Below are 26,982 nucleotides of genomic sequence, written 5' to 3'. Positions count from 1 at the left end.
ACTTTGAAAAGAAAAGACTTCCTCTACCTTACGGGCATGGGCATAAGTGCCGGCATGCTTAGCCAGTTTACGGCCGCCGGTTCGCCAATTGTGCCGGGCACGCGCATGCGCGATGTTGATGTGGCCATTAAAAAACGCATGAGCGATGTAGCCCTTAACGCTGCACGCGCCAAAGGCGCTACCTATACCGATGTGCGCCTTGGCCGCTATTTGAACGAGTATGTGGTTACCCGCGATAAAAACATTGAGAATATTGTTGATACCGAAAGCTATGGCATGGGCATCCGTGTTATTGCCAACGGCTGCTGGGGCTTTGCCGCTACAGATAAACTGGATAACGATAGCATTGCACGCGCGGCAGAAACTGCTGTGGCCATTGCCAAAGAAAACTCGCGCCTGCAAAGCGAGCCGGTGCAGCTGGCCCCGCAAAAAGGGTATGGTGAGGTTACCTGGAAAACACCTATCGAACGCAACGCCTTTGATGTGCCGATGAAGGAAAAAACCGACCTGCTGCTTTCTGTTAACGATGCCGCCTTTAAAAACGGCGCCAACTACGTTAACTCGATCCTGTTTATGGTGAACGAGCAAAAATATTTTGCATCTACAGACGGCTCCTACATCGACCAGGATATCCACCGCATTTGGCCGGTATTTGGGGTTACCAAAATTGACGAGAAGAGCGGCAAGTTTGAAACCCGCAGTTCGCTTAGCGCACCGCGCGGCATGGGTTACGAATACCTGCAACCACGCGAAAGCGACAAAATAAAAAGCCAGACCACCCTATACCGCGACCGCTACGACATGCTGGAAGACGCAGGCGCGGCGGCACTACAAGCTGCCGAAAAACTGAAAGCGAAAACAGTAGAGCCGGGCAAATATGATTTGGTGCTTGATCCAAGTCACCTGTGGTTAACCATTCACGAATCTGTAGGCCACCCTTCGGAGCTTGACCGTGTGCTGGGTTATGAGGCCAATTTTGCCGGTACCAGTTTCCTGACACTGGACAAATGGAAATCGGGCAAGTTCAATTTCGGCAGTAAAAACGTAAATATTGTGGCCGATAAGCTGCAGCCGGGTTCGCTTGGTGCGGTTGGTTACGATGATGAAGGCGTTGGCACCAAAAAATGGGATATCATTAAAGATGGCGTGTTGGTAAACTACCAGGCCATTCGCGACCAGGCGCACATCATCGGGCTAAAGGAGTCGCAAGGCTGCTGCTACTCGCAAAGCTGGCGCGACGTGCAATTCCAGCGCATGCCAAACATATCACTGCAACCGGGTAAAGAGAAAATGGCCCCTGCGGATATGATCAAAAACGTAGAGAAAGGCATCTACATTATCGGTGATAGCTCGTTCTCGATAGATCAGCAACGTTACAACTTTCAGTTTAGCGGGCAGCTTTATTACGAGATCAAGAATGGTAAAATAGTGGGCATGCTAAACGATGTTGCCTACCAGGCCAACACGCGGGAATTCTGGAACTCGTGTACCGCAGTATGCGATAAGGACGATTACCGTTTAGGCGGCTCGTTCTTTGACGGCAAGGGCCAGCCAATGCAGTCCAGCGCTGTATCTCATGGTTCATCAACAGCCCGTTTTAACGGGGTTAACGTAATTAACACAGCAAGAAAAATATAACATGGCAATATTAACTGAAAACGAATGCCGCACCCTGTTAAAAAAGGTGCTGAGCTATTCAAAAGCTGATGAATGCCAGGTTAGCATTTACAGTTCAGATTCGGCAAACGTACGTTTTGCCCGCAACAACGTATCAACAAGCGGCGCTATCAGCAGCAGCAGCATGTCGATCTCATCGGCCTTTGGCAAAAAACTGGGCGTTATCACCTTAAATGATTACAGCGACGAATCGATCCAAAAAGCGGTAAAACGCTCGGAAGAGCTTGCGCAATTTGCACCCGAAAACCCGGAGTATATGCCGATGCTTGGCCCGCAAACCTACCCTGCCCACGGCGAAACCTTTGTGGCTGCTACAGCCGCGATAACGCCCGCACAGCGCAGCAAAATGGTGGAGGACAGCCTAAATATATCTAAGCAAAACAAACTTATAGCAGCTGGTTTTTTGCAGGATAGTTCGGCCAGCAGCGCCATGATGAATTCTAAAGGCCTGTTTGTATTTAACCGTGGCACCAACGTCAATTTCTCGGCAACCATGCGTACGGCAGATGGACAAGGGTCCGGCTATGTTACTAAGGATTACGATGATATAGGCAAGCTGGATGTTAAAGCCTTCTCGGCTATAGCTGCTAAAAAAGCCGCCGGATCTGTTGCTGCAAAAGCTATTGAGCCGGGTAAATACACCGTAATATTAGAACCTGCCGCAGGTATTGTTTTGCTTGAGCAGTTATACGGCAGCCTTGACGCGCGTAGCGCCGATGAAGGCCGTAGCTTTTTGAGCAAACCGGGTGGCAAAACCCGCCTTGGCGAAAAACTGGTTGACGAGCGCGTAAATATTTACGCCGACCCTACCAACCCCGAGCTACCTGCCACCACCTACGACGGCGAGGGCATGCCATTAGATAAGATGAGCCTGATAGAAAAAGGGGTGATCAAAAATTTAAGCTATTCGCGCTACTGGGCGCAAAAGAAAGGTGTTAAACCTGTGCCCGGCGCTGCCAACATTATTATGGAAGGTGGCACCCAAAGCCTGGAGGACCTGATAAAGGGCACCGAAAAAGGTATATTGGTTACCCGCCTGTGGTACATACGCCCGGTTGACCCGCAAACCTTGCTTTATACCGGCCTTACCCGCGATGGTACTTTTTACATAGAGAACGGACAGATAAAGTTCCCGATAAAAAACATGCGCTTTAACGAAAGCCCTGTTATTATGCTGAACAACCTGGATGCCCTTGGCAAAACGGAGCGCACCGTAAGTGGCGAAAGCAGCCAAAGCGCCCTGATACCCCCAATGCGTATCCGCGACTTTACATTTAGCTCACTGTCTGACGCGGTGTAGGTCAGTTGGCAGTTTTTAGTTTGCAGTTTGCAAGCGTTAATAGCGATGGGTATAAAACCCATCGCTATTTTGTTCCTATTCTCTCCGCGCGTCATTGACGGGTCGTAGAAAACAAGAAAGTTATATTTTCCCTTCGGATCAGTCTTTCATTTGCATATCTGCACATACGCACATCTGCATATCCGCACATTCAGTTACCCGTCCAGCCTATCCTTTATCACCACTGTATCAGCCATTATATCGTGCAGGCATTGTTGTTTCGCGGTAAAAAAACAAATGATGTAGCCTATAAAAAGCGTTGCTACAGACAGGTACTTACCCATATTGCGGCCAATGGCCTGGCCTTGGGTAATCTGCTCGCCGTAATTATCACATACGCGGATGTTCATCAGTTGTTTACCAAATGTGCCGCGTTTGGGGCCGCTTTCCATCCTCACGTTGTAAATGATCTTCGCGATGGGGGTTAATGCAACGATGCCTAGGGTGATACCCATGCGTAGTGTTTGATTATCCGGCCCCCGGAGGGCCAGTAACATTGCCAGCATCACTATAAATGCCGCCAGTACAAACACGCTAAGTACAATTAACCAGTCTATCACCATGGCAATGGCGCGCTGGTCAAAACTACCGAAGTACTGCATGGGCAGCGGGCGCCTTGCAAAGCCAAATAGCTGCCTTAACGCAGCTATTTCGTGTGCTTCTTTATAATCGTTCATCGCGGGAGTTTTTACAAAGTCGCCGGGCTTAATTTTTCGCTCTTTTAACTGCGCTATGGTAAATGGGCCATTGGGCTTACCGTTGATGACGAGGGTATATTCATCATTAGTTGAGGGCTGTAAATTAGTATTGCCGGATGGTTGCATAGCGTTCAAATTTAAACATTAGGGGCAACCATCCGGCAATAAAACTATTAATATTTAACTACCTTAACATCAGATAGGCCACCTTTTACGTGGATGATGATCTTATTTTTAGCGGTAGCAAACCCTGCAGATTCAAAAGTGTTATCACTTTTTTTATCGAAGCCGTTAAACTCGTTTGATGATAAGCCGGTATCTGCCGTGATACGGGTAGCCGCGTTTGCCGGCACGCTGATCTCTACTTCGGATACCCCTGTATTAACATCTACATTGGTTTCGGCTAATGGCTGGCCCAGTTTTATGTGGAACGATGCCGCGCCGCCGTTTATCTCAAAGCGTTTAATTTTATATGGCGACAGGTCAAAATCCAGTTCGGTAGCGCCGGCTTTTACGTTGATATCCCATTCTGGCCGGGTATTTAATTTTATAGTGGCCGAGTTACCTTTATCGCTATCCCAATTGATATGGCCCTTTTTTTCTTTCATACGCAACCCTATAACAGGTGTTGTGCCATCCATTGTATGGGTGTAGATGTACCTGTTGTAACGCTCGCGGGTAGTTGCGGTAAACAACTGGTTGGTTGTATCTTTCAATGTATATACAGTACCGCCACCGCTTATCTCTAACCTTGCAGATGTAGCGGTTGCCACAAAAGGCTCGGTGTAGGTGCTGCTACCCTCTACTTTTACAATGCCGGTGCTATCGCTGCCGTTGTCATCATCATCGTCGTCGTTGTTGTCATTGTCGTCACCGTCTTTATACCAGCCCTTGTCGTTAAAGTTCCAGTGGCCGGGCCTAAACCAGCGGTTATCAAAATGGCCAAATACCAATAGGGCAAAGCCTAATACCACCACGCCAATTTTAAGCGCGGTTGCCCATGGGGCTTTATTGTTAGCAAACACCAGGTTTACACCACCCATGATCAGGAATATTGGCCACAAGTGCCAGATGTTTCCCCAATGGAAATCTATTACATGATAATTATCTAACAGGAACACGGTTCCTAAAAGGACCAGGATAAGGCCTGGTATTAATTTTTCGCTTTTCATAACTATACAGTTGGATTGTTATCGGTTTGGTTGTCTTCTGTTGCTTCGGTTTTAGGTTGAGTGGTAAAATCCGCTTCCTTTTTGTCGGCAACCCAGCCTTCTTTTTCCCATGGTTGTTTTTTGCCGCCAAAAATTATAGCTACACCCGCTGCTACTAATATTGCAGGCCAAAGTTTTTCGAAGTCCCAATCAGGAATGATGTCTAACTGATCTACCAAAAATATGGCTCCAAGTGCTATTAGTATCACACCGAATATCACACCTACGTTTGAAGTTTTCTTGATAGGTTGATATGGAGGGAACGGCTGGCCGGGAAATGGTGGCTTAGGCACCGTGTAATCTACCTTTATATCGCCATATGTTTGTTGGTAGTTGGGGTTGTAGCCCGGTGTTACACCCGGTTTAAATGGCTCATTAAACCCAAACGGGCGTTTTGGCAATACTATCCATAAAACGATGTACGGCAATAAGCCCACACCTTTTAAACACATTGATACTACAAATAGTACGCGTACTATTGATACGTCCACGCCAAAGTAGTCGGCTAAACCTGCGCATACACCGCTTATAACCTTGCGGTGCTCGTCTCTGTAAAGTTTCTTTTCCATTATCTTTTAGTTTAAATGTTAGCCCCCTCTAAATCTCCCCCGATAGGGGAGACTTTCTGTTTTTAAAGCCCCTCTCCCTCGGCAAGGGGTTTGGGGAGAGGCTTATATCTGGCCCGGCGCAGGTTTTATAACCACTTCATCAACATTTGCCCCGGCGCTCATATTTAATATGTTTACTATTGCCGATGCTACATCCTCGGGGAGTACCATTGTGTTTTTATCAACCTCAACGCCTTTCCACGAATCTGTTAATGTTGACCCCGGGATCACTGCTGTTACCTTAACACCATGTCCCTGCGTTTCGAGCCTCATTACCTTATTAAGACCTAAAAGTGCATATTTAGTTACACTATACATACCTGCCTCTGCTATGGGGTTTATAGCTGCTACCGAGCATATATTGAAGATATGCCCTTTACCGACAGAAACCATGCGTTTACCGAAGAAACGGTACAGTTCATAGGCCGGAAGCAGGTTAGTATCTATCTGTTTTTGGAAGGAATCTTCGCTGTCGTTAAGTATAGATACATGCTTATACATACCCACATTATTTACAATAACGTCGACGAACCCCAGCTTTTTCTCGGTGAATACGCCAAAATTTATCAGTTCATCGCGCTTACTGCAATCTGTAACCATGGTTATTACCGTAATTTGGGGATTGATGCTTTGCAACTCCTGTTTAAAATTTGATAAATCTTCCTCATTTCGAGAACAAATCGACAGGTTTATTCCTTGTTTAGCAAAAGCGATTGAAACAGCGCGTCCAATGCCTTTTGTTGCTGCGGTGATGAGGGCGTTTTTCATACTTAAATATCAATTAATATTGATTGAATTTGAAGCGGCAATATAGCTTAATATTAAAAAATGTATTTTTAACCGAATTATTTACGACCAACGAATGTTTCAAAGCTTAGGAAAATATATACTCTTACTGGGTTTGAGTTTTAAAAAACCAGAGAAATTTAAAGTTTACTGGGCCGAGGTAATGCGCGAGATGGTTTCTGTGGGCATTGGCTCGTTAGGTATCATCAGCATTATATCCGTATTTATTGGCGCGGCAACAACCATCCAGGTGGCCTTCCAGTTATCCAGCCCGTTGGTGCCCCGCAGTATTGCCGGCAGCATCTCCCGCGACTCCAACATTCTGGAGTTTAGCCCAACCATATCATCATTGGTATTGGCCGGGCGTGTAGGGTCAAACTTCGCGTCGAACATTGGCACCATGCGCGTAACCGAACAGATAGACGCGCTGGAGATTATGGGCGTAAACGCACCGGGTTATTTAATAGCCCCTAAAATATTGGCGTCTATCACCATGGTACCGCTATTGGTTATCATATCAATTGCATTAGGCATCACCGGTGGTTATATCGCTTGTTTAGTTACCGGCAGCATTACCCCTGCAGATTACCTGATGGGTGTTAACGATGGTTTTGATGGTTTAACCATCCGCGTAGCGTTAGTGAAAGCATTTGTATTTGGCTTCCTTATCGCATCCATATGTTCTTACCAGGGGTTTTACACATCGGGCGGCGCGCTTGAGGTTGGCCAGTCGGCTACACAGGGCGTGGTATTTAGTTGTGTGTGGATCTTATTTGCCGACCTTATGATCACCAGTTTAATGTTATGATCGAGATCAAAGATATTTATAAAACCTTTGGCGATAATGATGTACTTAAAGGCATCAGTGCTACTTTCCAAACCGGAAAAAACAACCTTATTATAGGCGGCTCCGGCTCGGGCAAAACTACTTTGCTTAAATGTATCGTAGGCTTACATGAACCTACCAAAGGCCAGGTTTTTTTTGAGGAAGATAATTTTACCGAGATGGATTTTACCGCCCGTGTACCTATCCGTACGCAAATTGGGATGCTTTTCCAAAACTCGGCCTTGTTTGACAGCATGACGGTGGAAGAGAACATCATGTTCCCGCTTAACCTGTTCACCGAGCAATCGGCTGCCGAAAAACAGGAACGAGCCAATTTTTGCCTGGAGCGTGTAAACCTTAAAGATAAAAACAAACTTTACCCCGCCGAACTATCGGGAGGTATGAAGAAACGTGTGGGTATTGCCCGCGCCATTTCCATGCAGCCCAAGTTTTTATTTGTGGATGAGCCAAACTCGGGCCTTGACCCAAAAACTTCTATCCTGATAGATGACCTGATCAACGACCTTACCACAGAATATAACATGACAACGGTTATTGTGACCCACGATATGAACTCGGTAATGGGAATTGGCGATCATATCATTTTTTTACACGAGGGCCAAAAATGGTGGGAAGGTTCTAATAAAGAAATTGCTAAAACCGACAATCAAGAACTTAACGATTTTGTATTTGCCAGTAAATTTATGCAGGCGGCTAAGGATAAATTATAGTTCTGTTAGTAGTGGCAAGTAATTAGTATCAAGTATCAAGACCCAACTTTAGCAATTTTCCTACCTTTGCCGTTGGCAAGAAGATCTAACTACTTGATACTTGCTACTTGATACTCAAAAAAAAATGATCCAACTCCTTACACCAACCCACTGGAAAGATTACGAGCTGATTGATTGCGGCGACTTTGAAAAACTGGAAAGGTTTGGTAATACCATACTGATACGCCCCGAGCCACAAGCCGTTTGGAGCAAAACCCTTAGCCCTGCCGACTGGCAGCGCCTGCACCACATAAAGTTTAAAGGCCGCAGCGCAACCGCCGGCGACTGGGTAAAGAAAGACCCAAAAATTGCCGACCGCTGGCATGTGGAATACAAAAATAACGATGTAGCTATCAAGTTACGCCTGGGGTTAACCTCTTTTAAGCACCTGGGCATTTTCCCGGAGCAGGCCGTTAACTGGGATTATATATCAGACAATATCAAAAAATTTAAAACGCCAACGCCAAAGGTGCTCAACCTGTTCGCATACACAGGCGGCGCATCATTAATTGCCCGTGCGGCAGGTGCCGATACCACGCACGTAGATTCGATAAAACAAGTGGTTACCTGGGCAAACGAGAACCAGGAACTATCGGGATTAAAAGATATCCGCTGGATGGTGGAGGATGCCCTTAAATTTGTTAAGCGCGAAGTAAAGCGCGGCAAAACCTACAATGGTATCATCCTTGACCCGCCTGCTTACGGTAACGGCCCTAACGGCGAAAAATGGAAACTGGAAGATAACATTAACGAGATGATGAGCGATGTAATGCAATTGCTTGATCCCGAAGAACACTTCCTGATCCTGAATACTTACTCGCTTGGCTTTTCATCTGTCATTATCGAAAACCTTATTAAAAGCGCGTACCCTAAAGTTGAGAATTTAGAGATAGGCGAGCTGTATTTACAAGCTACAGCAGGCCCTAAATTACCATTAGGCGTATTCGGTAAATTTTACAAAAATAAAAGCTAAGCGGCTTGTAAATTATATCTTTACAAGCATTATATTTAACCACACACATACTCAATACCCCATCTATCTATGAAATTAAAAAGCGTAATTTTTTCAGCACTTGTCGTGTTAGGCTCGGTAGCATTATTGCCGGCTTGTAACAGCAACAGCAGCACCAAAACAGCCGATAAAAAGGGAGGCGATACCACCGCGAAAGCACCGGGCGAAGAGGCCGATACTTTAGGCACAGTAAAATCGACCTACCCGCCAATTGATAAAGCCAAATACGATTCGTTATTGAAATTTAACGCGCATACCGATACCAGCGGCAGGTGGCCGGTTAAAAACCAGCCTTACCCCCTGGGTGGTGCCATACTACCCTTTAAACGTATAGTATCTTTTTACGGTAACCTATACTCTAAAAAAATGGGCATCCTGGGTGAATTGCCGCCAAATGAAATGCTTGCCAAACTAAAAGGCGAAGTAAAAGCCTGGGAAAAAGCCGATCCTAAAACACCTGTACAACCTGCCCTGCACTACATTGCTGTAGTAGCACAAGGCGATGGCGGTAAAGATGGTAAATACCGTTACCGCATGCCATTTAAGCAAATTGATAGTATATTGGTATTAGCCAAAAAAGCGCATGCCATTGTTTTCTTAGATGTGCAGGTGGCATTAAGCAACATACAGGCTGAGTTACCTTTATTTGAAAAATACTTAAAAATGCCACAGGTACATTTTGGTATGGACCCTGAGTTTTCTATGAAAGACGGCAGCAAGCCCGGCAAAAAAATTGGCACATACGATGCTGCCGATATTAACTATGTAACCGGTTACTTAGCCAGCATTGTTAAAAAGAACGGCCTGCCTCCAAAAATATTGGTTGTACACCGCTTTACTAAAAAGATGGTTACCAACTACAAAAACATCAAATTACGCCCCGAAGTACAGGTAGTAATGGATATGGACGGATGGGGCGAACCTGACTTGAAAACAGGCACCTACCGCTACTTTATTAACCAGGAGCCGGTTCAATTCACGGGCTTTAAACTGTTCTACAAAAACGACATCAAGAAAGCACCTAACCATATGTTATCACCTGCAGAGGTAATATCGAGGTACAGCCCGTACCCTTTGTATATACAGTATCAATAGGTATTAGTGACCGAGGAGCGGTGAATAGAGATTGGTTTACCGCCATAACACATAGCCTTAAGTTGTTCTCAGCTTAAGGCTTTTTTATTTTTGACTTTTAACTTTTGAATTAATATGACCAAATGGGGTATTATCGGTTGCGGGCGCATAGCGCACAGGTTTATGCAGGGCTTAAACGCCTTGCCCAATAACGTGCTTGCAGCCTCTTACTCGCGCCGGCCGGAAACGGTGGCCGACTTTGTGGCACAATATGGCGGAGTGGCTTGCAGCAACGCCGAAGAGCTTTTATCAAGTGATATTGATGCCGTTTACATTGCCACCCTGCCAGATACTCACGCGGACTATAGTATTAAAGCTTTAAAAGCCGGCAAACATGTACTTTGTGAAAAACCGGCAACGCTAAACTTAATTCAGTTAAAAGAAGTGTTGGCCGTTGCCAAAGCAAGCGGGCTTTTATTTATGGAAGGAATGAAGCCCCCTTTTTACCCCCTTTACCAAAAGCTAAAAGATTATTTACTTGAAGACCCCATTGGCCCGGTGGGTTATGTTCGGGCGGGTTCTTCGGTAGCGGATATCAGTCGGGACCATCCAAATTTTAGTCGTCTTTTGGCGGGTGGCGCATTAATGCAAATTGGTATTTACGAAGCCTTTTTAGCGATAGACTGGCTTGGTAAAACCGAAGAGGTACAAGCAATGGGCCGCTTCAGCGGGATGGAGATAGATATGTTCAGCGTGTTTCAAACTAAACATGAACATGGTTACGCGCAGCTTTACGGCGGGTTCGATCTGCATGGTAAAGGCGATGCGCTTATCTGCGGCACGCTTGGCAACATCACCATCCACAAAAACTGGTGGAACCCTGCAAAGGCCACTATCAATTACCTTGATGGCCGCACCGTTGAAATTGACGAGCCTTTTACCGCAGGCGGTCTAAATTACGAGATTCGACACTTTGTTGACTTGATGCAAGCCGGCAAAGTGGAAAGCCCCATCATTAGCCATGATATGTCGCGGCAAATGATAGCGATGATAGATGAGGCGAGAAAACAGGTTGGGTTAAAGTATGAGGGGGAATAGTTAAGACACTTTAAACGACGTTATTGCGAGCAGTTAAGCAATTCCCTCCCTTGGAAGGTATCGTCTCTCTTTAACCACACGCCATTGCTATTTGATAAAACCCCATTCTTATGAACAGGGCTTTATCAAATATCATACAGGCTTTAGTGGATGCCCATGAACAACCTGCTCCAGCGGATCTTGCTGAAGAACGAGGCGTTATCGTCCCAGCTCATCCACACAAACAGGGCTTTGCCTACAATGTGGTCTTCGGGCACAAAACCCCAGTAGCGCGAGTCTAACGAGTCGTGGCGGTTATCGCCCATCATCCAGTAATAATTCATTTTAAAGGTATAGGTAGTTGCCTCTTTACCGTTTATCAGGATCTTACCGTTACCGTGTTCGATCTCTAATTTATTACCTTCATATACTTCTATAGCGCGGCCATATACCGGCAGGGTTAAGCTATCTAATTTAACTGTCCAGCCTTTTTTAGGGATAATGATAGGGCCATAATTATCTACGTTCCAGTCAGGATCTTTATTAAGCGGGCTCAGCTTATATTTTGGATACGCCGCCGGGAACACCGGATTAAACGGATCTGACATACCGGGCTGTTTGTAGTTTGGCGTAATAGATTTTACGTTTGAATATGTTTTTAACTTCGTAGCCGCATCCTTTGTCATGGTAGGGATCGGCTGATTTGAATCGTAGTAAGACACATTCAGGTCGGCCAGTACCTGCGGGTTTAAATCCATACCGTTGGTTACAACATTGTAATCAGTTTGCTCGCCCGGTGGGTTTGGCGCTGCTTTACCATTGATATAAACCTGTGCATTTATCAGGCTTAACGTATCGCCGGGCGCACCCTGGCAACGTTTAATGTAGTTTTCGCGTTTATCAACCGGCCTAAAGTATGGCGAATCGGCTTCCATCGGGAAGTTAAATACCACTACATCACCTTTTTTAACTTCGCTTAAACCAGGCAGTCGATAGTATGGCAATTTGATGCCATCCCAGTATGCTTTGGTACCTAATATTGGCATAGTGTGATGCGCAAACGGGAACGCGATAGGCGTCATCGGCGTGCGGGCACCGTAGTTAACTTTGCTTACAAACAAAAAATCACCTACTAAAAGCGAGCGCTCCATTGATGGTGTAGGTATGGTATATGCTTCTATAAACAGCGTACGGATCAGCGTAGCGGCAATTACCGCGAAAATTATAGCGTCTGCCCACTCGCGGCCGGCGCTCTTTTTTTTCTTCTCTTTTGATTTATTTTTATTCCAGAATTTCCAGTTCATTACTTAAATATTGGGCAGTAAATTAGTTATTAAAATCAAACATATCCTCAACAGAATAAAAACCTTTTTTATCCTGCACCCATTCGGCAGCCAGCACGGCACCTAATGCAAAGCCATTACGGTTATGGGCGGTATGTTTAAACTCTATGGTATCTATTTCAGAATCGTATATAACGGTGTGGGTACCGGGCACATTCTCTATCCTTAACGATTCTATCAGCAGTTCGTTGGCGGCAACAACCTCTTCATCGGGTTTATCATCGCTTATCAATACATTTTTCCAGTCTCTTTTGGCATCGAGGTTTTCCAGTATGCCCTCGGCAATGGTAATGGCTGTGCCGCTTGGCGAATCCAGCTTTTGGGTATGATGGATCTCTTCTACCTGCACATCATAGTACGGGTAATTATTCATCAGTTTAGCCAGGATCTTGTTTACGTGGAAAAACACATTCACCCCAACACTAAAGTTGGTGGCGTAAATAAACGACGCTTTGTGGTATTCGCATTGTTCTTTTATTTGCGCCATTTCGTGGTGCCAGCCGGTGGTGCCCACAACAATGGGTACACCTGCCTTAAAACAGCTTTCTATATTACCCAGCACAGTTGCGGGGGTGCTAAACTCGATGGCTACGTCGGCCTTTTGCAGGTTTTCGGTAGTTAGGTCATCAAGGTTATTGTTACCTATTTTAAGTACAATTTCGTGTTTGCGGTCATGGGCTATCTTTTCGATTATCTTCCCCATTTTACCGTAACCTAACAATGCGATCTTCATCCGTAAATTATTGAACTGTATGCTTCGTTCTATTTAAAGCGTTATGGTTAATTTTAATCCCGGCATAAATGTACTGTTAAAATTTGATGCTGCATAAACAGGCTGCCCCATTAAGGTTGGGGTAACTTTAAAAGAGAGATTATTATCTACTGTGTAAGCATTAATGAACTTCCCGGTAATGTAAGCCTCTACGGCCTGTATGCCCCAAACGGCTATTACACCTAATATACTAATCTGAAAATTACGCTGATACCCGTTTGCCGCGCTCTCCAGATCGGTGCTTGAGGCGCCGTAATTTACCACATACAGGTTGTATTCGCTTTTATATTTTACATAAGAATCGTAAAGCCTGTCGCCCGGTACGGGCACCCCACCTGTGCGGGTTATTTTGGCAAGCGCCACAAAAATTTTATAATTTTTCTGGTTCACAATAATGGCATTACCCAGTAAGCCCAGGCCCGCATAAATTGCCGGCACCTTTATATACCATAGTTCGCGGTTATAGTATTGGCCCCATCCGGGGATGATGAGCGAGCGTTTTACAGCCAAACTTGGGCTGTGTGTACTATCCGGGTGGTATTCTTTTTCCTTTTTTATAGGCGGAGCAAAAGAATTTCTTTTTATGGGGTCTGCTTTTTTAACAACGGTATCAGCCTTGGCTTTTGCCGCCACGGTATCAGGGGTTTGGCCCATCGCGAAAAAGGCAAACCCTAAAAATAGTACAGTAGTTAAAAGTGTTTTCAGCATGTGTTTTACCAATCCAGCATTTCAAGTATCCGGCCCAGATCGTCTTCGGATAAGAACGGGATTTCGATACTTCCATTGCCTTGCGCGTTAACTTTAAGTTTTACCCTGGTGCTAAACTTCGAGGCAAGGTCATCCTGTACCTTTTGTAGCTGATAGGTAAGCGTTTCGGGCTGTTTGCCTTCTTTTTTTTGCGGGGCTTTCTGGATCTCGCGAACCATCTCCTCTACCTTACGCACCGACAGCTCGTTTTTAATGATCTGCTGGAAAATGTAGAGCTGAACAGCGGGATCATCAACAGCTAATAAAGCCTTTGCGTGACCCATGCTGATGCCGCCATCGCGGATAGACGCCTGGATGGTTGGCGGCAATTTTAAAAGCCTTAAGTAATTGGTAACCGTAGAGCGGTTTTTGCTCACGCGATCGCCAAGTTCTTCCTGTTTAAGGCTGCACTCGTCAATCATCCGCTGAAAGCTCAGGGCTACCTCAATAGCATTCAGGTTTTCGCGCTGGATGTTCTCTATCAATGCCATCTCCAGCATCTGCTGGTCATTAGCGGTGCGTACGTATGCCGGGATCCGGGTAAGGCCCGCCATTTTTGACGCACGCAACCTGCGCTCGCCCGATATTAACTGGTAAGCGTGCGCACTTACCTTACGCACGGTGATGGGCTGTATCAACCCTTGCAATTTTATTGAGGCTGATAGGTCGGCAAGGGCTTGCTCATCAAAGCCGGTGCGGGGCTGAAAAGGGTTAACTTCTATCTCGCCTATCCTGATCTCGTTAACCGACCCCAGGCTATCTGTTTCTGATACCGGGTTGCCCGGGTTAGAATAACTGTTCTTATTTTGATTTACGCTTGGGGAATCGTTTAGCAAGGCGCTTAAACCTTTTCCCAAAGCGTTTCTTTTTTCTGTACTCATTGTTGTTATTAAGCTGTTACGGTAGTTGCCAGTTCCTCATTACTCACCAAACCATTCTTGCGGATGATCTCGCGGGCAAGGTTAAGGTAGTTAACGGCACCTTTACAGTTTGCATCGTGCATAATTACGGATATACCAAAGCTTGGCGCCTCGCTTAGGCGGGTGTTACGCTGTATAATAGTATCAAACACCATATCCTCAAAGTGGGTGCGCACTTCATCTACCACCTGGTTAGAAAGGCGCAGGCGCACATCGTACATTGTCAATAAAATACCCTCTATAGCTAAGGTAGTGTTCAGGCGCGATTGTACAATTTTGATGGTGTTCAATAACTTGCCCAAACCCTCTAACGCGAAGTACTCGCACTGCACCGGGATAATAACCGAATCGGCAGCGGTAAGGGCGTTTATGGTAATTAAACCTAACGACGGAGAGCAGTCGATGATGATAAAATCGTAATCATCGCGGATGCTTTCTAAAACCGCTTTCATTTTATACTCGCGGTTTGGCAGGTTTATCATTTCTATCTCGGCACCAACCAGGTCTATATGCGCTGGCAAAAGGTCAAGGTTTGGTGTTTCGGTTTTTTGGATGGCTTCGCGAGGGTCCACTTCGTTAATGATGCACTCGTAAATACTGTTCTTTATATTGCGCGGGTCGAAACCAATGCCCGATGTTGAGTTTGCCTGCGGGTCGGCATCTAACAGTAACGTCCTGTATTCCAGCACGGCTAAGCTTGCGGCAAGGTTTATGGATGATGTAGTTTTACCAACGCCACCTTTCTGGTTAGCTAAAGCAATAATTTTACCCATTATATATCTCTAAAAAAATTAAGTCTGTGGTGTATTACGAACGAAAAACAGGCACATAAATTTCTATGTTTGTACTGTTTTTTTATCCGCCGCTAAAGATACGGATTTAAACAATTGAGAAATTAACAGTTTTGCCAACTTACAAACATTGTTGGGGCTAATTAGTGAGTTATTGATTTAGTGAAGTAGTGAAGTTTTCTTGCCTAGCGTCAAGCAATTAACCTTTATCTACCATTAAAGCCAATCACTAATTCGCCAACTCACTAATTCAATAATTAACATGGTCACCATCATAGCATCTACAAACCGCGCCGGCAGCTCAACCTTAAAGCTTGCCCAATACTATCAAAAGCAACTGGCTGCAAAGGGTATGGAAACAACGCTGCTATCATTGGCACAACTGCCGCCAAACCTGATAGAGACAGACCTTTACGGCAAACGCAGCGAGGCCTTTGGCAAGATCCAGGACATCATCACCGCTACAGAAAAATTCGTGTTCGTGATTCCCGAATACAATGGCAGCTACCCCGGTATTTTAAAGGTTTTTGTGGATGCCTGCAGCTTCCCCGAAAGTTTTTATGATAAAAAGGCGGCACTGGTTGGCCTGTCATCCGGTAAGTATGGTAACATCCGCGGGGTAGATCATTTTACGGGCGTATGCCACTACCTCAACCTGCATGTAATGCCGCTAAAGATCCACATCGCATCTATTCGTAACGAGATGGATGAACAGGGCAACATCACGCCCGAAGATACTTTGAAATTCACCAACGAGCAGATGGATAAGTTCATCAAATTTTAAATAACTAAATTTTAGTGCTACTGATGGAGAATTTCGATATATTCATCCCACCAATTATCACTAATTAATGAAACTTATTTATAAGCTGCTGTTAGCGGCCCTAATATTCCCAGCACTTTCTTACGGCCAGGGCAATTTTAAGCCTGGTTATGTAATTACCCTAAAAGGCGATACCCTAAAAGGCCTGATTAGCGAACACGAATGGGATTCTAACCCGAAGTCGGTTTCTTTTAAACCAGATACCATCCACACCGCCCAAAGATTTACGGTTGCCGATATTAAACAATTTACCATTGCCGATGCGCTAACGTATAAACGTTATGTGTGCAGCATAAGCCTTGGTACTGTTGATGAAAACCATTTAAACGCCAGGGATACAACTTCAAAAGTAGATACAGTATTCCTGGAGCAATTGCAAAAGGGCAAAAACATCTCCCTGTATTCCTACTCCGACAATACAAAAACGCGCTTTTACACAACCGAAAAGGATAATGATACGCCCCGCGAGCTCATTTACCGTTTATACATGATCCCGGACCCGATAGGCAACAAAACAGAGCGTTTATATATTCAGCAACTTGCAGATATAGCCCTAAAACATGGCGCGCTTACAGATAAGCTGCAAAGAACTTTTGATGGCTTAGAATACCACGAACATACCCTCGTAAAAGTTGCAGCACAAATAAATGGGATAGATAAACCCTTACTGGTTAAAAAGAAGAAAAATTATACCAAACTAACGCTTGCTGTAATCCTGTTTGGCGTAATAGCATACCTTGTACTTTTTAAAAGCTAAATAACCTAACACCATCGTTTCATGAAATATTTATGTTCCCTGGCAGCTATTATGCTGCTCGCTATTGCTGCAAATGCACAAAGCAATTACAAAGCCGGCTATTTTATTTCGCCCGGTGGCGATACTACAAAAGGTTATATTAACTACCGCGAATGGAGCGAGAACCCCGATGTAATTGATTTTAAGCCCACCCTTAATGATAACCAACGCCGGCAATTAACCCCGCAAAACGCCAGGTTAGTAAAAATAATCGGGATGGATGTTTACGAAAGTTATACCGGCCCTATAAGTACAGATGTGGAAGGCAGCACTGAAAGGGACACCTCTGTGGAACAGCGTACCACTTTCCTGAAATTGCTTACCCATGGCGATATAGCAGCAATATATGATTACCGCGACCGGCTAAAAATGAGGTATTTTATAAAACCGGGCCAAGCCGCCCCTGTCGAACTTATCTTTCGCACGTATAAGCAAAATGATTTGAATGTAGATGAGCGTACCTATCGTAAGCAATTGAGCGTTATTGCATCACAAAATCAAAAACTGGATGATGGTCTAAACAAACTGATACAGCAGACTAATTATAACGAGCAAGACCTGGTGAAAGTGATTAACAGCATAAACAACATTACCGATAACCAGGCCATGGCGGCATCAGCACAAAAAGCAAAAACCCTTGTTTTTTATGCCGGCGTGGGCGCTAACTTCGGTTTTTACAAAACGGATGGTGGCCTTAGGTTTGCAGGCGCGCCAAATGCTTCGTCGGTTTTGCCAAAAATAGTTGTCGGCTTTAATGTTTATGCAAACCCGCGCATACAGCAACTGGTGTTAAGGTTAGAAGCCGGGGCTGCCTTAAGCCGCTACTCTACAGCATATACCAGTACGGTGTCCCCTTATAATGATGCCATATTTAAGTTCAATCAGCTAAATATATCTGTTAGCCCGCAAATACTTTACAACTTTTATAACAAGCCTGATTTTAAATTTTTTATGGGTGCAGGTTTGCAGGCGTCGCTAATCAGCTACAGCGGTAAAGAATTTCGCAATGCCGACGGAACCCCAAGCCAGCTTGCAACACAACCGTTTGATGCATTTTTAAAATCGGCAAATTCAATAATTGTTAAAGCCGGCGTAGTCATCAACAAGCAAATAGAAATAAACGCGGGCTACCAGGGCATAAACGATGTTTCACATGACTCTTATTACCGTATCACTACAACCGGTGCACATTTAGGCGTTAATTATATTTTGAAATAAATTATCTTATGATAAGCACCCAGCCAGAAAGGATTGGTGTGCTGTTTTTCAGGTCGATGATGTAATAGTAGGTGTCGGCAGGCAATTGGCGGCCATTAAATGTACCGTCCCAAGGTTTACTGTAGCCTTTACTTGTAAATACCTGCCTGCCGGTACGGGTGTAAACCGTAATAACACCCTGCGCGTAGGTATCAAGCGCCTCTATATTCCATATATCGTTTGTCCCATCGCTATTCGGTGTAAAGCTGGTTGGGATAACTAACTTGTTATAAACCCTTACAAAAATACTGCTTTCATTGGTGCCGCAATTGGCCGATGTTACCGTTAATGTGTAAGTAATATCGTTTAGCGGCGTAGCCGTTGGTGTGGGCGATGCAGGATTATCCAGGTAGGTGGTAGGCGACCAACTGTAGGTTACATTATCACCTGTTCCGCTGCCATTCAGCGTTACAGATTGGCCTTCAAATATCTTTTTATCATCACCAGCATTAGCTACCGGCAGGGGTAACACATCAACCTGCACCGTATTGGTGCTAAAGCAATTTTTAGCATTGGTAACCGTAACCGCGTACAGCGTGGATACCGTAGGGCTGGCAACGGGATTAGCCGAGTTAACATCTGAAAGGCCCGCCGCCGGCGACCACCTGTAGGTAACCCCATCTACAGCGAACGCGGTAATTGGCACACCATTACCCGCACAGGTACTTTGCGGCGGGCTTACTGTAATAACAGGCTTGGTATTAACAGTAACTTCAACACTTTTTGGCGTCACACAACCCGCGGCAGATTTGACATCTACATGGTAAGTGCCCCTATGGGCAACGCTTGATACCGGTATTATTAAAGGGTTTTGCGTACTGGTTGTCAAATCAGGCAAGGTCCATTGGTAGGTTGCCCCACCCGTTGCCGTAAGTATGATTGGATCGCCCTCGCAAACCACTTGTGGCGGTATATTGGGGACTACCGGGAACGCTGTAACTTTTATTGTTACCGTGTTTGAGTACACCCTGCAATTTGGCGAGTTTATATTGCCACCCTCGGCAGCCAGCAAGCGGTATTCATATGAACCAAGCCGGGCGCTGGGGAATGAAACTTTTAAGGATGTGTTTACCTCGCCGTCAATATTAACCCATCCGCTTCCGGTATTTTTTTGCCACTGGTAGGCTGGGTTGTTATACCCTACCCCGGTTGTAGTAGTAATAGTATAATTAGCGGTCTGCCCTTCGCACACGTTGTTTTGGGTTACATTAATACCACCTGAAAACCCCGCTTGTAAAACCGGGCCGTAGGCCCTAAAGGCTATATCATCCAATATCAGATCGTTACCTATTTGCCCAGTACCGTTATTAATTATTTTTACAACCACCGCATCCGCATCGGCTGGTAACGGAATTACCTGGGATATCCTTTGCCAATCGTCTGCCCCGGCTGTTTCATAAATTGGGCCTGTAGAAAATGGGGGGACTATTAACTCACCTGTTACCCTTTCGATCCTAAAGGTAAGGTCGGGTTTTGAATGGGTGTTTGCATAAGCAGGTAGCACCAAATTTTTAACATATGCCGAAAACTCGTAAGTGGTACCTCCGCAGAGTAAATGAGGAGTTTCTTGTTTATAAAATTCCCCTGCATCTACAGCAGCATCAATTATCATCATATAACCATCGTTACCTGTATGATCTTTTAATACGCTGTGCCAGGTATCATGACAACCACTTTCACTTTTCGCAAGTGCATAATAACCGGGTGGCGGACATGAGCCGCCTATACGGGGATACGTGGTGTTTGGATAGTGGGGGTCGGAACCGGAGCCAAAATCTTCCTTTACAACAGGGTCGCCCAAACTACCGTTACCTACCTGCGCAAACGCCCGCACGTTGATCAATAAAAAAACCAGGAAGACTAAAAACTTTAACTTATTAATTGGCATAGCGTACTGGTGTACAAATAGGTAGCGTCAAAAATATAGCTTTTTAGCAAAGTTGCGCCAATTGGTCAAATTTAATTAATTAAGCTTGTGGAGGTCTATTTTAACAACAATACCCACCCCGATCTTTTAGGCAAATTATTTTTCAGGTCGATAACATAATAGTAGGTGCCGGGTGGCAATGCTTGGCCGTTAAATATACCGTTCCATTGCCTGGCATCGCCCACTGTCCTGAAAACTTCGGTGCCCTCGCGGGTGTAAACGGAAAGCACACTTTGGGGGTAGGTGTACAACTTGTCAATATGCCAGCTGTCGTTTATACCGTCAGCATTGGGGCTAAATGAAGATGGGATAATTAGCTTTTTAAATACTTTAACAGTCATCACGTCATCATAACCCATGCCGCAATTATCGGCCGATTCTACATGCAGCGTGTACGTAATATTATCGGGTGGGTTTACCTTGGGTGTAAGAGATGTGGGGTCGTCCATGTAATCGGGTGGAAACCACGAATAAGTTGGGCTTGTACCCGTTACTGTTCCCTGCAGGGTTATGATCTCCCCCTCGTTCATCGTCCTGTCTGGGCCTGCATTGGCGGTCGGGGGCTGTATAACGGTTACGGTTACATCTCGTTGTTGCCTACAGCCCTCGTTACTTATATAAACGCTGTATTTAGTAGTCTCAGTTGGCGTTGCTATTGGGTTTTGTATGTCATCATGGTCTAACCCGATTGGAGGGCTATCGCCCGACTTAACCCATTTGTAAGCATTACCCCCTATAGCATTCAGTTGCACAAATTCGCCACGGCATATTACCGGGTGATCATTTTCTACGCTGGCGTTTAAAGCCGGCACTACCTTAACCTGCGTTGTTGATTCTTTAGAACAGCCATCCGCGGTAACCACAACCTTATACTCGCCCTCAAAGCTTTCGTCTACACTACCTGTTACATCTAAAAAATGGCTGTATGAGGTGCGGCCGTCAGGGTATGTCCACAAGTAATCCGTTCCGCCATCGGCATGTATGGAAAGGGCATCCCCTTTGCAGACGTATGTTATAGCCGGCAACTTAAATTCAGGATTTTTTACCACATTAATAACTACCGGCAGCGAAAACGTTTGGCAATTTAGTGAAGCGCCCGGCGCGCTTATCACACCCACCCGGTACTCATACTTACCTGCTGCCGGGGCTAAAAATTCTAAACGCAGGTCAATGTCTGCATTGGTTTCGCCGGCCACATTTACCCAGCCCTTTTTATTATAATTTAGTTGCCATTGATACTGTGGCGTAGCGTAGGCGGGTATTTCAGCTTTGAGGATATACCTAACGGAGTGGTTATCCAAACACTGTGTAGCTGATGCAGGCCCAGTTGGCGATCCAATCCCGGCATTTATTACCGGGCCGTAGGGCTTAACCGTAATATCATCTATGGCAAAATCATTGCCTATTGTGCCCGTTAAAGCCGCATTGCTGAGTGATACAGTAACATCAGAGCCATCGTTTGGCACAACAAAATCGGCATGGTATTCTTTAAAACCTTCCTCTGTAAAAGCACCGGTGGGTGTGTTTGTCAATATTGTACCATTGGCCGCTTTAACCGTAAAAAGTATATTGGCATCTGCATAACCTGCCGGGCGGGGCATTTGCGTATTGATGTTTTTTAGAAAAACCGCGAACCTGTACTTTTGCCCGGGGCAAAACTTGCTGCCGCTTATTACATTGGTGTAGTAAGTTACAGGTTTGTCGTCCCCATTAACCATCATTAAATAACCATAAGGGCTGGTGCCGCTATGGTCAAAATTAATGGTGGAGAAGGTATCGCCATAGCAGTTTGCGGAAGTGTTTAAAACCAGGTAGCGCCCCGGGCCGGGGCACCTGCCATCTCCCCCGCTTTTCATTGTTGTATTTGCATCGGGTAGTGGCGGGCCAACAGGAGAGTACGGGCCGCCAAAGCCAAAGTCTTCAGAAAGCACAGGGTCGCCAAGGCTGTATTGCACCTGCCCATGTGCCTTTACGGCAATCAAAACGGCTATCGCCAAAAGTAACAATCTGCGTTTATAGGTTAGCATTAGTGCTGATATACAGGCTTATCCAAAAATATAACTTTTAGGCAGATAATCGCCTTAAATGTTTGTAATAAGGCTTTTACATAACAGGGCAAACCAAACAAAAGCAAACGCGCCGGGGTTAGTTAACTACAAACACTAACTATGAAAACTTATATCGCCCATATAGCGGCCATTACTTTACTGGCCGCAAGCTGTAAACAAAAAAAGGTGGATGCCACAAAAGCAGCCGACGTGAATACCCCCTCCCAACAAGAGGTGAATTTACCCGCGCCATACCAAACTAAAGCCGTGAGCAATTACTGTAAAGTTATTGCCTGGCCGGCAGGAAAAATGCCTGTAGCCCCCGCCGGGTTCGTGGTAAACCTTTTTGCCGATACGCTTAAAAATCCCCGCAATATTTATGTTGCCCCTAACGGGGATATTTTTTTAAGCGAAGCCAATACCGAAATAAAGGGGATCAAAAAAATAGGCGCTAAAGTAATTGGTGCCGCCGCATCCCAAAACTTGGGTAAAAGTGCTAACCAGATAACTATACTGCGCGATACAAATGGCGACGGCATCCCCGATACCCGCGAGGTATTTTTGAGCCACCTGAACCAGCCTTACGGGCTGCTGATATTAGGTAACTCCTTCTACGTTGCCAATACCGACGGCCTTTGGAAATACGATTACAAACCCGGCCAAACCAAGATAACCACCCCGGGCAAAATGATCCTGGCTTTACCTGCCGGGGGGTACAACAACCATTGGACACGTAACATTAAAGCCAACGCCGCGGGGACTAAAATTTATGTGGCGGTAGGCTCGGGCACAAACATCGCCGAGCATGGTATGGACGTTGAAAAACGCCGTGCCGATGTGTTAGAGATAAACCCCGATGGCAGCGGCGAACGCATCTATGCCAGCGGCTTGCGCAACCCTGCCGGGATAGATTTCCAGCCGGGAACAGGTGTGCTTTATGCCGCCGTTAATGAACGCGATAACCTGGGCGATGATTTGGTGCCCGATTACTTTACCAGCGTTAAAGAAGGTGGCTTTTACGGTTGGCCATGGGCATACTTCGGCAAGCATGAAGACCCAAGGCCCGAAGTTAAACGCCCTGATATGGTTGCTAAAACCATTACGCCCGACTTATCATTAGGCCCGCACACGGCATCGTTAGGATTGGTGTTTTATACCGGCAAAAAATTCCCGGCAAAGTATAATAACGGCGCGTTCATTGGGCAACATGGCTCGTGGAACAAGTCGGTATTATCCGGTTACAAGGTTGGTTTTGTACCATTTATAAACGGCAAACCTGCCCCAAAAATGGAAGATTTTTTAACGGGCTTTATTGCGGATTTGGATAAAAAAGAAGTGTATGGCCGCCCGGTTGGTGTGGCTATTGCCAAAGATGGCTCGCTATTAGTTGCCGATGATGTGAGCAACCGCATCTGGCGTGTAAGCGCTAAATAAACTATTTGTAATATTATTTATAAGGATAGCCCAATACAATGTAAAGGGCTATTTTTGTTTTAATTCACCCGCATCTATGATAAAATATTACCTGAGCTTATTTGCCATTTGTATACTCCCGGTTGCGGCTATGGCACAAACCAAGCCTGCAACTAAAGCAGATAGTTTAAAGCAGCTGAAACCTGTAACCATTAAAGCTTACCTATCCGAGCAACCTGTGTTGAGCGTACCTGCTTCTGTTAGCGTACTTGGTTCGGCGCAGCTAAAGTTGCAGCCCGATAATTCTTTCGTGACAGCCCTTAATACCATACCCGGGGTACGTGCCGAAGAACGCTCGCCGGGGAGTTACCGCTTATCTATCCGTGGCAGTTTGCTGCGGTCGCCGTTTGGGGTGCGGGATGTGAAGGTTTACTTTGACGAGATCCCGCTGACCGACGCCGGTGGCAATACCTATTTAAACGCTATCGATATCAGCAACATTCGCCATATCGAAATCCTGAAAGGGCCGGATGGGAGCCTTTTTGGGGCGAATTCGGGCGGGGTGGTTTTGCTAAGCCCCGTTAACCGTACGGACAGTAATTATTTATCCGCAGGGATCAATGGCGGCTCGTATGGCTTGTTTCACGAGAAGGTTTCACTGCAAAATACGGGTGCTAAAAACCGCTTCAACTTTAATCAGTCATATCAAACTTATGATGGCTATCGGCAAAACAGCCGCATGCACCGCACTTATTTGCAGGCGGGGGACGCTTACCAATACGCCCCGCAAAGTGAGTTAAGGGCAACCATCCTCTACTCCGACCTAGATTACCAGACACCCGGCGGCCTTAACCTTGCGCAAATGCAAGCAGACCCGCGTAGTGCGAGGTTACCAACGGCTACCCTGCCGGGCGCTATCCAGCAAAAGATCCGCATCAATACCAAAATGCTTTTGGGTGGCTTAGTTAACGATGCAAAACTGACCGACCGCATCCGCAATGTGCTGGCCGTATTTGGTAACCATGTAGACTTTGCCAACCCCTTCATCACCAATTACGAGCAACGTAACGAAAATACATATGGCGCGCGCACCTACTTTGAGCTGGCCGCCATCCCTCAGGAAAACTTTGACTGGAAACTGAATGTAGGTGCCGAGTGGCAACAAACTAACTCGCAAATAAGCAACTATGACAACAATGCCGGCGAAAAGGGCAAAGTGCAAAAGATAGATAAGATTAACACCGGGCAACACTTCTTCTTCGCGCGCTACGCGGCCGATATTTTTAAACGCCTGCATGTAGAGGCCGCCGCCAGTTTAAACTATTACGGCTACAAGTTCCGCAACATCGCCCCATTGAACGAGGCCGATTTCACTACCCGCAGTTTTGATGCCGTGGTGATGCCAAGGCTGGCCCTATCCTACCAGGTTACTAATGATTTTATCTGGCGGGCGTCTGTTAGTCGCGGGTATTCTACGCCCACCACTGCCGAGGTTAGGCCTACCGACAACATTATCAACACCAACCTGCAGGCACAATCCGGCTGGAACTATGAAACGGGTTTCCGCTTGCGTAACAAAGATGAAAGCCTGCTGCTTGATGCATCGGTTTTTTATTACAGGTTGGATAAATCTATCGTGCGCCGGCTCAATCCAAACGAAACGGAGTATTACATTAACTCGGGTGGCACCAACCAACCCGGTTTTGAACTGGCCTTTACAGATTGGCTTATCAAACGGAACAGCAGCGGCATTATCCGCGGGTTACAATTTAACACCTCGCTTACGATAAGCCGTTTCAAATTCAGGGATTATAATGTAGCTGGCGCAAGTTACTCGGGCAACCGCCTAACAGGTGTACCGCGCGAGGTTATCGTATCATCGTTACAAACCCTGTTCCCGCAAAGTTTTGCCTTGTTTGTGCAGCATAATTACACGTCAAACATCCCGCTGAATGATGGCAACACCGTTTATGCAGCCAAGTATCACCTGCTGCAGGCCAAAGCATCATGGCAGCATAACATCGCGCATAAAACCCGCCTGGAACTTTACGCAGGCGCCGATAACCTACTCAATCAAAAGTATAGTTTAGGGAATGATCTAAATGCGGTGGGTAGCCGGTATTATAACCCCGCGTCATTGAGAAATTACTTTTTTGGGGTGAATTTGAATATGTAATTTAGGTGCTACAATCCCCCCGCGTCATTGCAAGGTTCGAAGCAATCACGGAGCGTTTTTTTAACGATAAAGGCTACCCGTCAGGCAGCCTTTATTATTATTATAGCAGATCGGGGCCTGCCGAGCGACTAATAAAGCGCCCTAATTTTTCAAACTCATTTCTTTGTTCTGCATCATTTTGCGCAGGTTGTTGAGCGCGTAACGCATACGGCCAAGGGCTGTGTTGATGCTTACATCGGTAACATCTGCAATTTCCTTAAAGCTCATATCACCAAAGTGGCGCATGATCAATACTTCCTTTTGCTCGGATGGTAGAAGCTGGATCAGCGATTTAAGGTCCTTATGCGTTTGCTCGCGCACCAGGCGGTCCTCGGCGCTTTCGTCATAATTACCAAGCACTTCAAAAATATCAAAGTCGTCGCCGTTACTCACCATCGGCGCGCGTTTTTCGCGGCGGAAATGGTCAATCACCAGGTTGTGCCCGATACGGGTTACCCACGGTAAAAACTTACCCTCTTCGTTATACTTACCGGCTTTTAGCGTATTAATAACCTTAATAAACGTATCCTGAAAGATATCCTCGGCAAGGGCTTCGTCCTTAACAAGCAAATAGATAGAAGTGTAAATTTTTGATTGGTACCGCCTGATGAGTTCAACAAGTCCTGCCTCGTCTCCGGCGATATATAGATGGATTAGATCCTGATCACTTTTCAATTGAAAATCCATAGAAAGCTACTAATAAACTAAATTAATGTTTTTGTCGTTATTAAAAGTAGAGTTCTATCTATAGCGTTTCTTTTTAGGGTTAAGAAAATGTTACCCTCAAATATAATAATCTTAAAAATAAAAACAAATATTTTTAACAGGGTATTTTGCGTTCTTCTCAAAAGC

At 45.6% G+C, this 26,982-nt stretch carries 24 protein-coding genes; 12 read left to right on the top strand and 12 right to left on the bottom strand.

Annotated features, from left to right (window positions below; all coding sequences use genetic code 11):
• The first annotated feature begins 3 nt into the window (after positions 1–3).
• Complete coding sequence (locus tag ACVW0P_RS13990) at positions 4–1,638, top strand: TldD/PmbA family protein (RefSeq protein ID WP_457132661.1); 1,635 nt, start codon at positions 4–6, stop codon at positions 1,636–1,638.
• Position 1,639: 1 nt separating this feature from the next.
• Positions 1,640–2,977, top strand: coding sequence for a TldD/PmbA family protein (locus tag ACVW0P_RS13985; RefSeq protein WP_457132660.1), 1,338 nt, complete (start codon positions 1,640–1,642; stop codon positions 2,975–2,977).
• Positions 2,978–3,171: 194 nt separating this feature from the next.
• Here the strand turns inward: ACVW0P_RS13985 and ACVW0P_RS13980 are convergent, their stop codons facing one another.
• From ACVW0P_RS13980 to ACVW0P_RS13965, 4 genes are all read right to left on the bottom strand, one after another.
• Positions 3,172–3,840, bottom strand: a complete 669-nt coding sequence (locus tag ACVW0P_RS13980; RefSeq protein ID WP_457132659.1) for an RDD family protein — start codon at positions 3,838–3,840, stop codon at positions 3,172–3,174.
• Positions 3,841–3,887: 47 nt separating this feature from the next.
• On the bottom strand, positions 3,888–4,886 hold the full coding sequence (locus ACVW0P_RS13975; RefSeq protein WP_457132658.1) for a LiaI-LiaF-like domain-containing protein: 999 nt from the start codon (positions 4,884–4,886) through the stop codon (positions 3,888–3,890).
• Between the two features lie 2 nt (positions 4,887–4,888).
• Positions 4,889–5,494 carry a PspC domain-containing protein gene (locus ACVW0P_RS13970; RefSeq protein WP_457132657.1) on the bottom strand — a complete coding sequence of 202 codons (606 nt, stop codon included), beginning with the start codon at positions 5,492–5,494 and terminating at the stop codon, positions 4,889–4,891.
• A gap of 102 nt (positions 5,495–5,596) precedes the next feature.
• A complete protein-coding gene (locus ACVW0P_RS13965) occupies positions 5,597–6,301 on the bottom strand; it encodes an SDR family oxidoreductase (protein WP_457132656.1) in 705 nt (234 codons plus the stop codon).
• 94 nt (positions 6,302–6,395) lie between these two features.
• Between ACVW0P_RS13965 and ACVW0P_RS13960 the strand changes: the two genes are divergently transcribed.
• The 5 genes from ACVW0P_RS13960 to ACVW0P_RS13940 all read left to right on the top strand — a co-directional run bounded on the left by ACVW0P_RS13960 (position 6,396) and on the right by ACVW0P_RS13940 (position 11,099).
• A complete protein-coding gene (locus tag ACVW0P_RS13960) occupies positions 6,396–7,127 on the top strand; it encodes an MlaE family ABC transporter permease (RefSeq protein ID WP_354432120.1) in 732 nt (243 codons plus the stop codon).
• Complete coding sequence (locus tag ACVW0P_RS13955) at positions 7,124–7,876, top strand: ABC transporter ATP-binding protein (protein WP_354432121.1); 753 nt, start codon at positions 7,124–7,126, stop codon at positions 7,874–7,876. The genes ACVW0P_RS13960 and ACVW0P_RS13955 overlap by 4 nt, the downstream gene beginning before the upstream one ends.
• 124 nt (positions 7,877–8,000) lie before the next feature.
• Positions 8,001–8,888, top strand: a complete 888-nt coding sequence (locus tag ACVW0P_RS13950) for a class I SAM-dependent methyltransferase (RefSeq protein WP_457132655.1) — start codon at positions 8,001–8,003, stop codon at positions 8,886–8,888.
• Between the two features lie 69 nt (positions 8,889–8,957).
• Positions 8,958–10,022 (top strand): hypothetical protein, encoded by a 1,065-nt coding sequence (locus ACVW0P_RS13945; RefSeq protein WP_457132654.1) that lies wholly within the window; start codon positions 8,958–8,960, stop codon positions 10,020–10,022.
• A 114-nt stretch (positions 10,023–10,136) separates the two neighbouring features.
• Positions 10,137–11,099, top strand: a complete 963-nt coding sequence (locus tag ACVW0P_RS13940) for a Gfo/Idh/MocA family protein (RefSeq protein WP_457132653.1) — start codon at positions 10,137–10,139, stop codon at positions 11,097–11,099.
• Positions 11,100–11,242: 143 nt separating this feature from the next.
• On the opposite strand, the gene lepB is transcribed toward ACVW0P_RS13940, so the two are convergent.
• The 5 genes from lepB to ACVW0P_RS13915 are packed head-to-tail and all read right to left on the bottom strand — an operon-like array spanning position 11,243 to position 15,633.
• Entirely contained in the window at positions 11,243–12,382 is a 1,140-nt protein-coding gene (gene lepB / locus ACVW0P_RS13935; protein WP_354432125.1) for a signal peptidase I, read from the bottom strand.
• A gap of 22 nt (positions 12,383–12,404) precedes the next feature.
• Entirely contained in the window at positions 12,405–13,154 is a 750-nt protein-coding gene (gene dapB, locus ACVW0P_RS13930) for a 4-hydroxy-tetrahydrodipicolinate reductase (RefSeq protein ID WP_457132652.1), read from the bottom strand.
• A gap of 33 nt (positions 13,155–13,187) precedes the next feature.
• A complete protein-coding gene (locus tag ACVW0P_RS13925; protein WP_457132651.1) occupies positions 13,188–13,901 on the bottom strand; it encodes a DUF5683 domain-containing protein in 714 nt (237 codons plus the stop codon).
• A gap of 5 nt (positions 13,902–13,906) precedes the next feature.
• Positions 13,907–14,821, bottom strand: a complete 915-nt coding sequence (locus tag ACVW0P_RS13920; protein WP_457132650.1) for a ParB/RepB/Spo0J family partition protein — start codon at positions 14,819–14,821, stop codon at positions 13,907–13,909.
• Between the two features lie 8 nt (positions 14,822–14,829).
• Positions 14,830–15,633 carry a ParA family protein gene (locus ACVW0P_RS13915; protein ID WP_354432129.1) on the bottom strand — a complete coding sequence of 268 codons (804 nt, stop codon included), beginning with the start codon at positions 15,631–15,633 and terminating at the stop codon, positions 14,830–14,832.
• Between the two features lie 280 nt (positions 15,634–15,913).
• Here ACVW0P_RS13915 and ACVW0P_RS13910 point away from each other — a divergent pair, with 280 nt between their 5' ends.
• The 3 genes from ACVW0P_RS13910 to ACVW0P_RS13900 all read left to right on the top strand — a co-directional run bounded on the left by ACVW0P_RS13910 (position 15,914) and on the right by ACVW0P_RS13900 (position 18,488).
• Complete coding sequence (locus ACVW0P_RS13910; RefSeq protein WP_457132649.1) at positions 15,914–16,435, top strand: NADPH-dependent FMN reductase; 522 nt, start codon at positions 15,914–15,916, stop codon at positions 16,433–16,435.
• Between the two features lie 67 nt (positions 16,436–16,502).
• Positions 16,503–17,231 (top strand): hypothetical protein, encoded by a 729-nt coding sequence (locus ACVW0P_RS13905; RefSeq protein WP_457132648.1) that lies wholly within the window; start codon positions 16,503–16,505, stop codon positions 17,229–17,231.
• Positions 17,232–17,252: 21 nt separating this feature from the next.
• Complete coding sequence (locus tag ACVW0P_RS13900; RefSeq protein WP_457132647.1) at positions 17,253–18,488, top strand: outer membrane beta-barrel protein; 1,236 nt, start codon at positions 17,253–17,255, stop codon at positions 18,486–18,488.
• A 1-nt stretch (position 18,489) separates the two neighbouring features.
• On the opposite strand, the gene ACVW0P_RS13895 is transcribed toward ACVW0P_RS13900, so the two are convergent.
• Complete coding sequence (locus ACVW0P_RS13895; RefSeq protein ID WP_457132646.1) at positions 18,490–20,415, bottom strand: T9SS type B sorting domain-containing protein; 1,926 nt, start codon at positions 20,413–20,415, stop codon at positions 18,490–18,492.
• Positions 20,416–20,510: 95 nt separating this feature from the next.
• Entirely contained in the window at positions 20,511–22,481 is a 1,971-nt protein-coding gene (locus tag ACVW0P_RS13890; protein WP_457132645.1) for a T9SS type B sorting domain-containing protein, read from the bottom strand.
• A 141-nt stretch (positions 22,482–22,622) separates the two neighbouring features.
• Between ACVW0P_RS13890 and ACVW0P_RS13885 the strand changes: the two genes are divergently transcribed.
• Positions 22,623–23,936 carry a PQQ-dependent sugar dehydrogenase gene (locus ACVW0P_RS13885; protein WP_457132644.1) on the top strand — a complete coding sequence of 438 codons (1,314 nt, stop codon included), beginning with the start codon at positions 22,623–22,625 and terminating at the stop codon, positions 23,934–23,936.
• A gap of 76 nt (positions 23,937–24,012) precedes the next feature.
• Complete coding sequence (locus ACVW0P_RS13880) at positions 24,013–26,091, top strand: TonB-dependent receptor (RefSeq protein WP_457132643.1); 2,079 nt, start codon at positions 24,013–24,015, stop codon at positions 26,089–26,091.
• A gap of 141 nt (positions 26,092–26,232) precedes the next feature.
• On the opposite strand, the gene ACVW0P_RS13875 is transcribed toward ACVW0P_RS13880, so the two are convergent.
• The gene (locus tag ACVW0P_RS13875) at positions 26,233–26,817 is read right to left on the bottom strand and encodes an RNA polymerase sigma factor (RefSeq protein WP_191175799.1); all 585 of its coding nucleotides are present in this window, start codon (positions 26,815–26,817) and stop codon (positions 26,233–26,235) included.
• Between the last annotated feature and the right edge of the window lie 165 nt (positions 26,818–26,982).

It is taken from the genome of Mucilaginibacter sp. UYNi724, from assembly GCF_054057495.1.
The sequence above is the reverse complement of the archived record's forward strand: the minus strand, read 5'-3'. Positions and strand labels throughout refer to the sequence as shown.

Coding starts and splice junctions, on each gene's coding strand:
- lepB (WP_354432125.1), bottom strand. CDS start 12,382: ATGAACTGGAAATTCTGGAATAAAAATAAATCAAAAGAGAAGAAAAAA.
- ACVW0P_RS13895 (WP_457132646.1), bottom strand. CDS start 20,415: ATGCCAATTAATAAGTTAAAGTTTTTAGTCTTCCTGGTTTTTTTATTG.
- ACVW0P_RS13900 (WP_457132647.1), top strand. CDS start 17,253: ATGAAATATTTATGTTCCCTGGCAGCTATTATGCTGCTCGCTATTGCT.
- ACVW0P_RS13925 (WP_457132651.1), bottom strand. CDS start 13,901: ATGCTGAAAACACTTTTAACTACTGTACTATTTTTAGGGTTTGCCTTT.
- ACVW0P_RS13980 (WP_457132659.1), bottom strand. CDS start 3,840: ATGCAACCATCCGGCAATACTAATTTACAGCCCTCAACTAATGATGAA.
- ACVW0P_RS13875 (WP_191175799.1), bottom strand. CDS start 26,817: ATGGATTTTCAATTGAAAAGTGATCAGGATCTAATCCATCTATATATC.
- ACVW0P_RS13920 (WP_457132650.1), bottom strand. CDS start 14,821: ATGAGTACAGAAAAAAGAAACGCTTTGGGAAAAGGTTTAAGCGCCTTG.
- ACVW0P_RS13910 (WP_457132649.1), top strand. CDS start 15,914: ATGGTCACCATCATAGCATCTACAAACCGCGCCGGCAGCTCAACCTTA.
- ACVW0P_RS13890 (WP_457132645.1), bottom strand. CDS start 22,481: ATGCTAACCTATAAACGCAGATTGTTACTTTTGGCGATAGCCGTTTTG.
- ACVW0P_RS13985 (WP_457132660.1), top strand. CDS start 1,640: ATGGCAATATTAACTGAAAACGAATGCCGCACCCTGTTAAAAAAGGTG.
- ACVW0P_RS13970 (WP_457132657.1), bottom strand. CDS start 5,494: ATGGAAAAGAAACTTTACAGAGACGAGCACCGCAAGGTTATAAGCGGT.
- ACVW0P_RS13885 (WP_457132644.1), top strand. CDS start 22,623: ATGAAAACTTATATCGCCCATATAGCGGCCATTACTTTACTGGCCGCA.
- ACVW0P_RS13945 (WP_457132654.1), top strand. CDS start 8,958: ATGAAATTAAAAAGCGTAATTTTTTCAGCACTTGTCGTGTTAGGCTCG.
- ACVW0P_RS13975 (WP_457132658.1), bottom strand. CDS start 4,886: ATGAAAAGCGAAAAATTAATACCAGGCCTTATCCTGGTCCTTTTAGGA.
- dapB (WP_457132652.1), bottom strand. CDS start 13,154: ATGAAGATCGCATTGTTAGGTTACGGTAAAATGGGGAAGATAATCGAA.
- ACVW0P_RS13955 (WP_354432121.1), top strand. CDS start 7,124: ATGATCGAGATCAAAGATATTTATAAAACCTTTGGCGATAATGATGTA.
- ACVW0P_RS13940 (WP_457132653.1), top strand. CDS start 10,137: ATGACCAAATGGGGTATTATCGGTTGCGGGCGCATAGCGCACAGGTTT.
- ACVW0P_RS13915 (WP_354432129.1), bottom strand. CDS start 15,633: ATGGGTAAAATTATTGCTTTAGCTAACCAGAAAGGTGGCGTTGGTAAA.
- ACVW0P_RS13880 (WP_457132643.1), top strand. CDS start 24,013: ATGATAAAATATTACCTGAGCTTATTTGCCATTTGTATACTCCCGGTT.
- ACVW0P_RS13905 (WP_457132648.1), top strand. CDS start 16,503: ATGAAACTTATTTATAAGCTGCTGTTAGCGGCCCTAATATTCCCAGCA.
- ACVW0P_RS13950 (WP_457132655.1), top strand. CDS start 8,001: ATGATCCAACTCCTTACACCAACCCACTGGAAAGATTACGAGCTGATT.
- ACVW0P_RS13960 (WP_354432120.1), top strand. CDS start 6,396: ATGTTTCAAAGCTTAGGAAAATATATACTCTTACTGGGTTTGAGTTTT.
- ACVW0P_RS13965 (WP_457132656.1), bottom strand. CDS start 6,301: ATGAAAAACGCCCTCATCACCGCAGCAACAAAAGGCATTGGACGCGCT.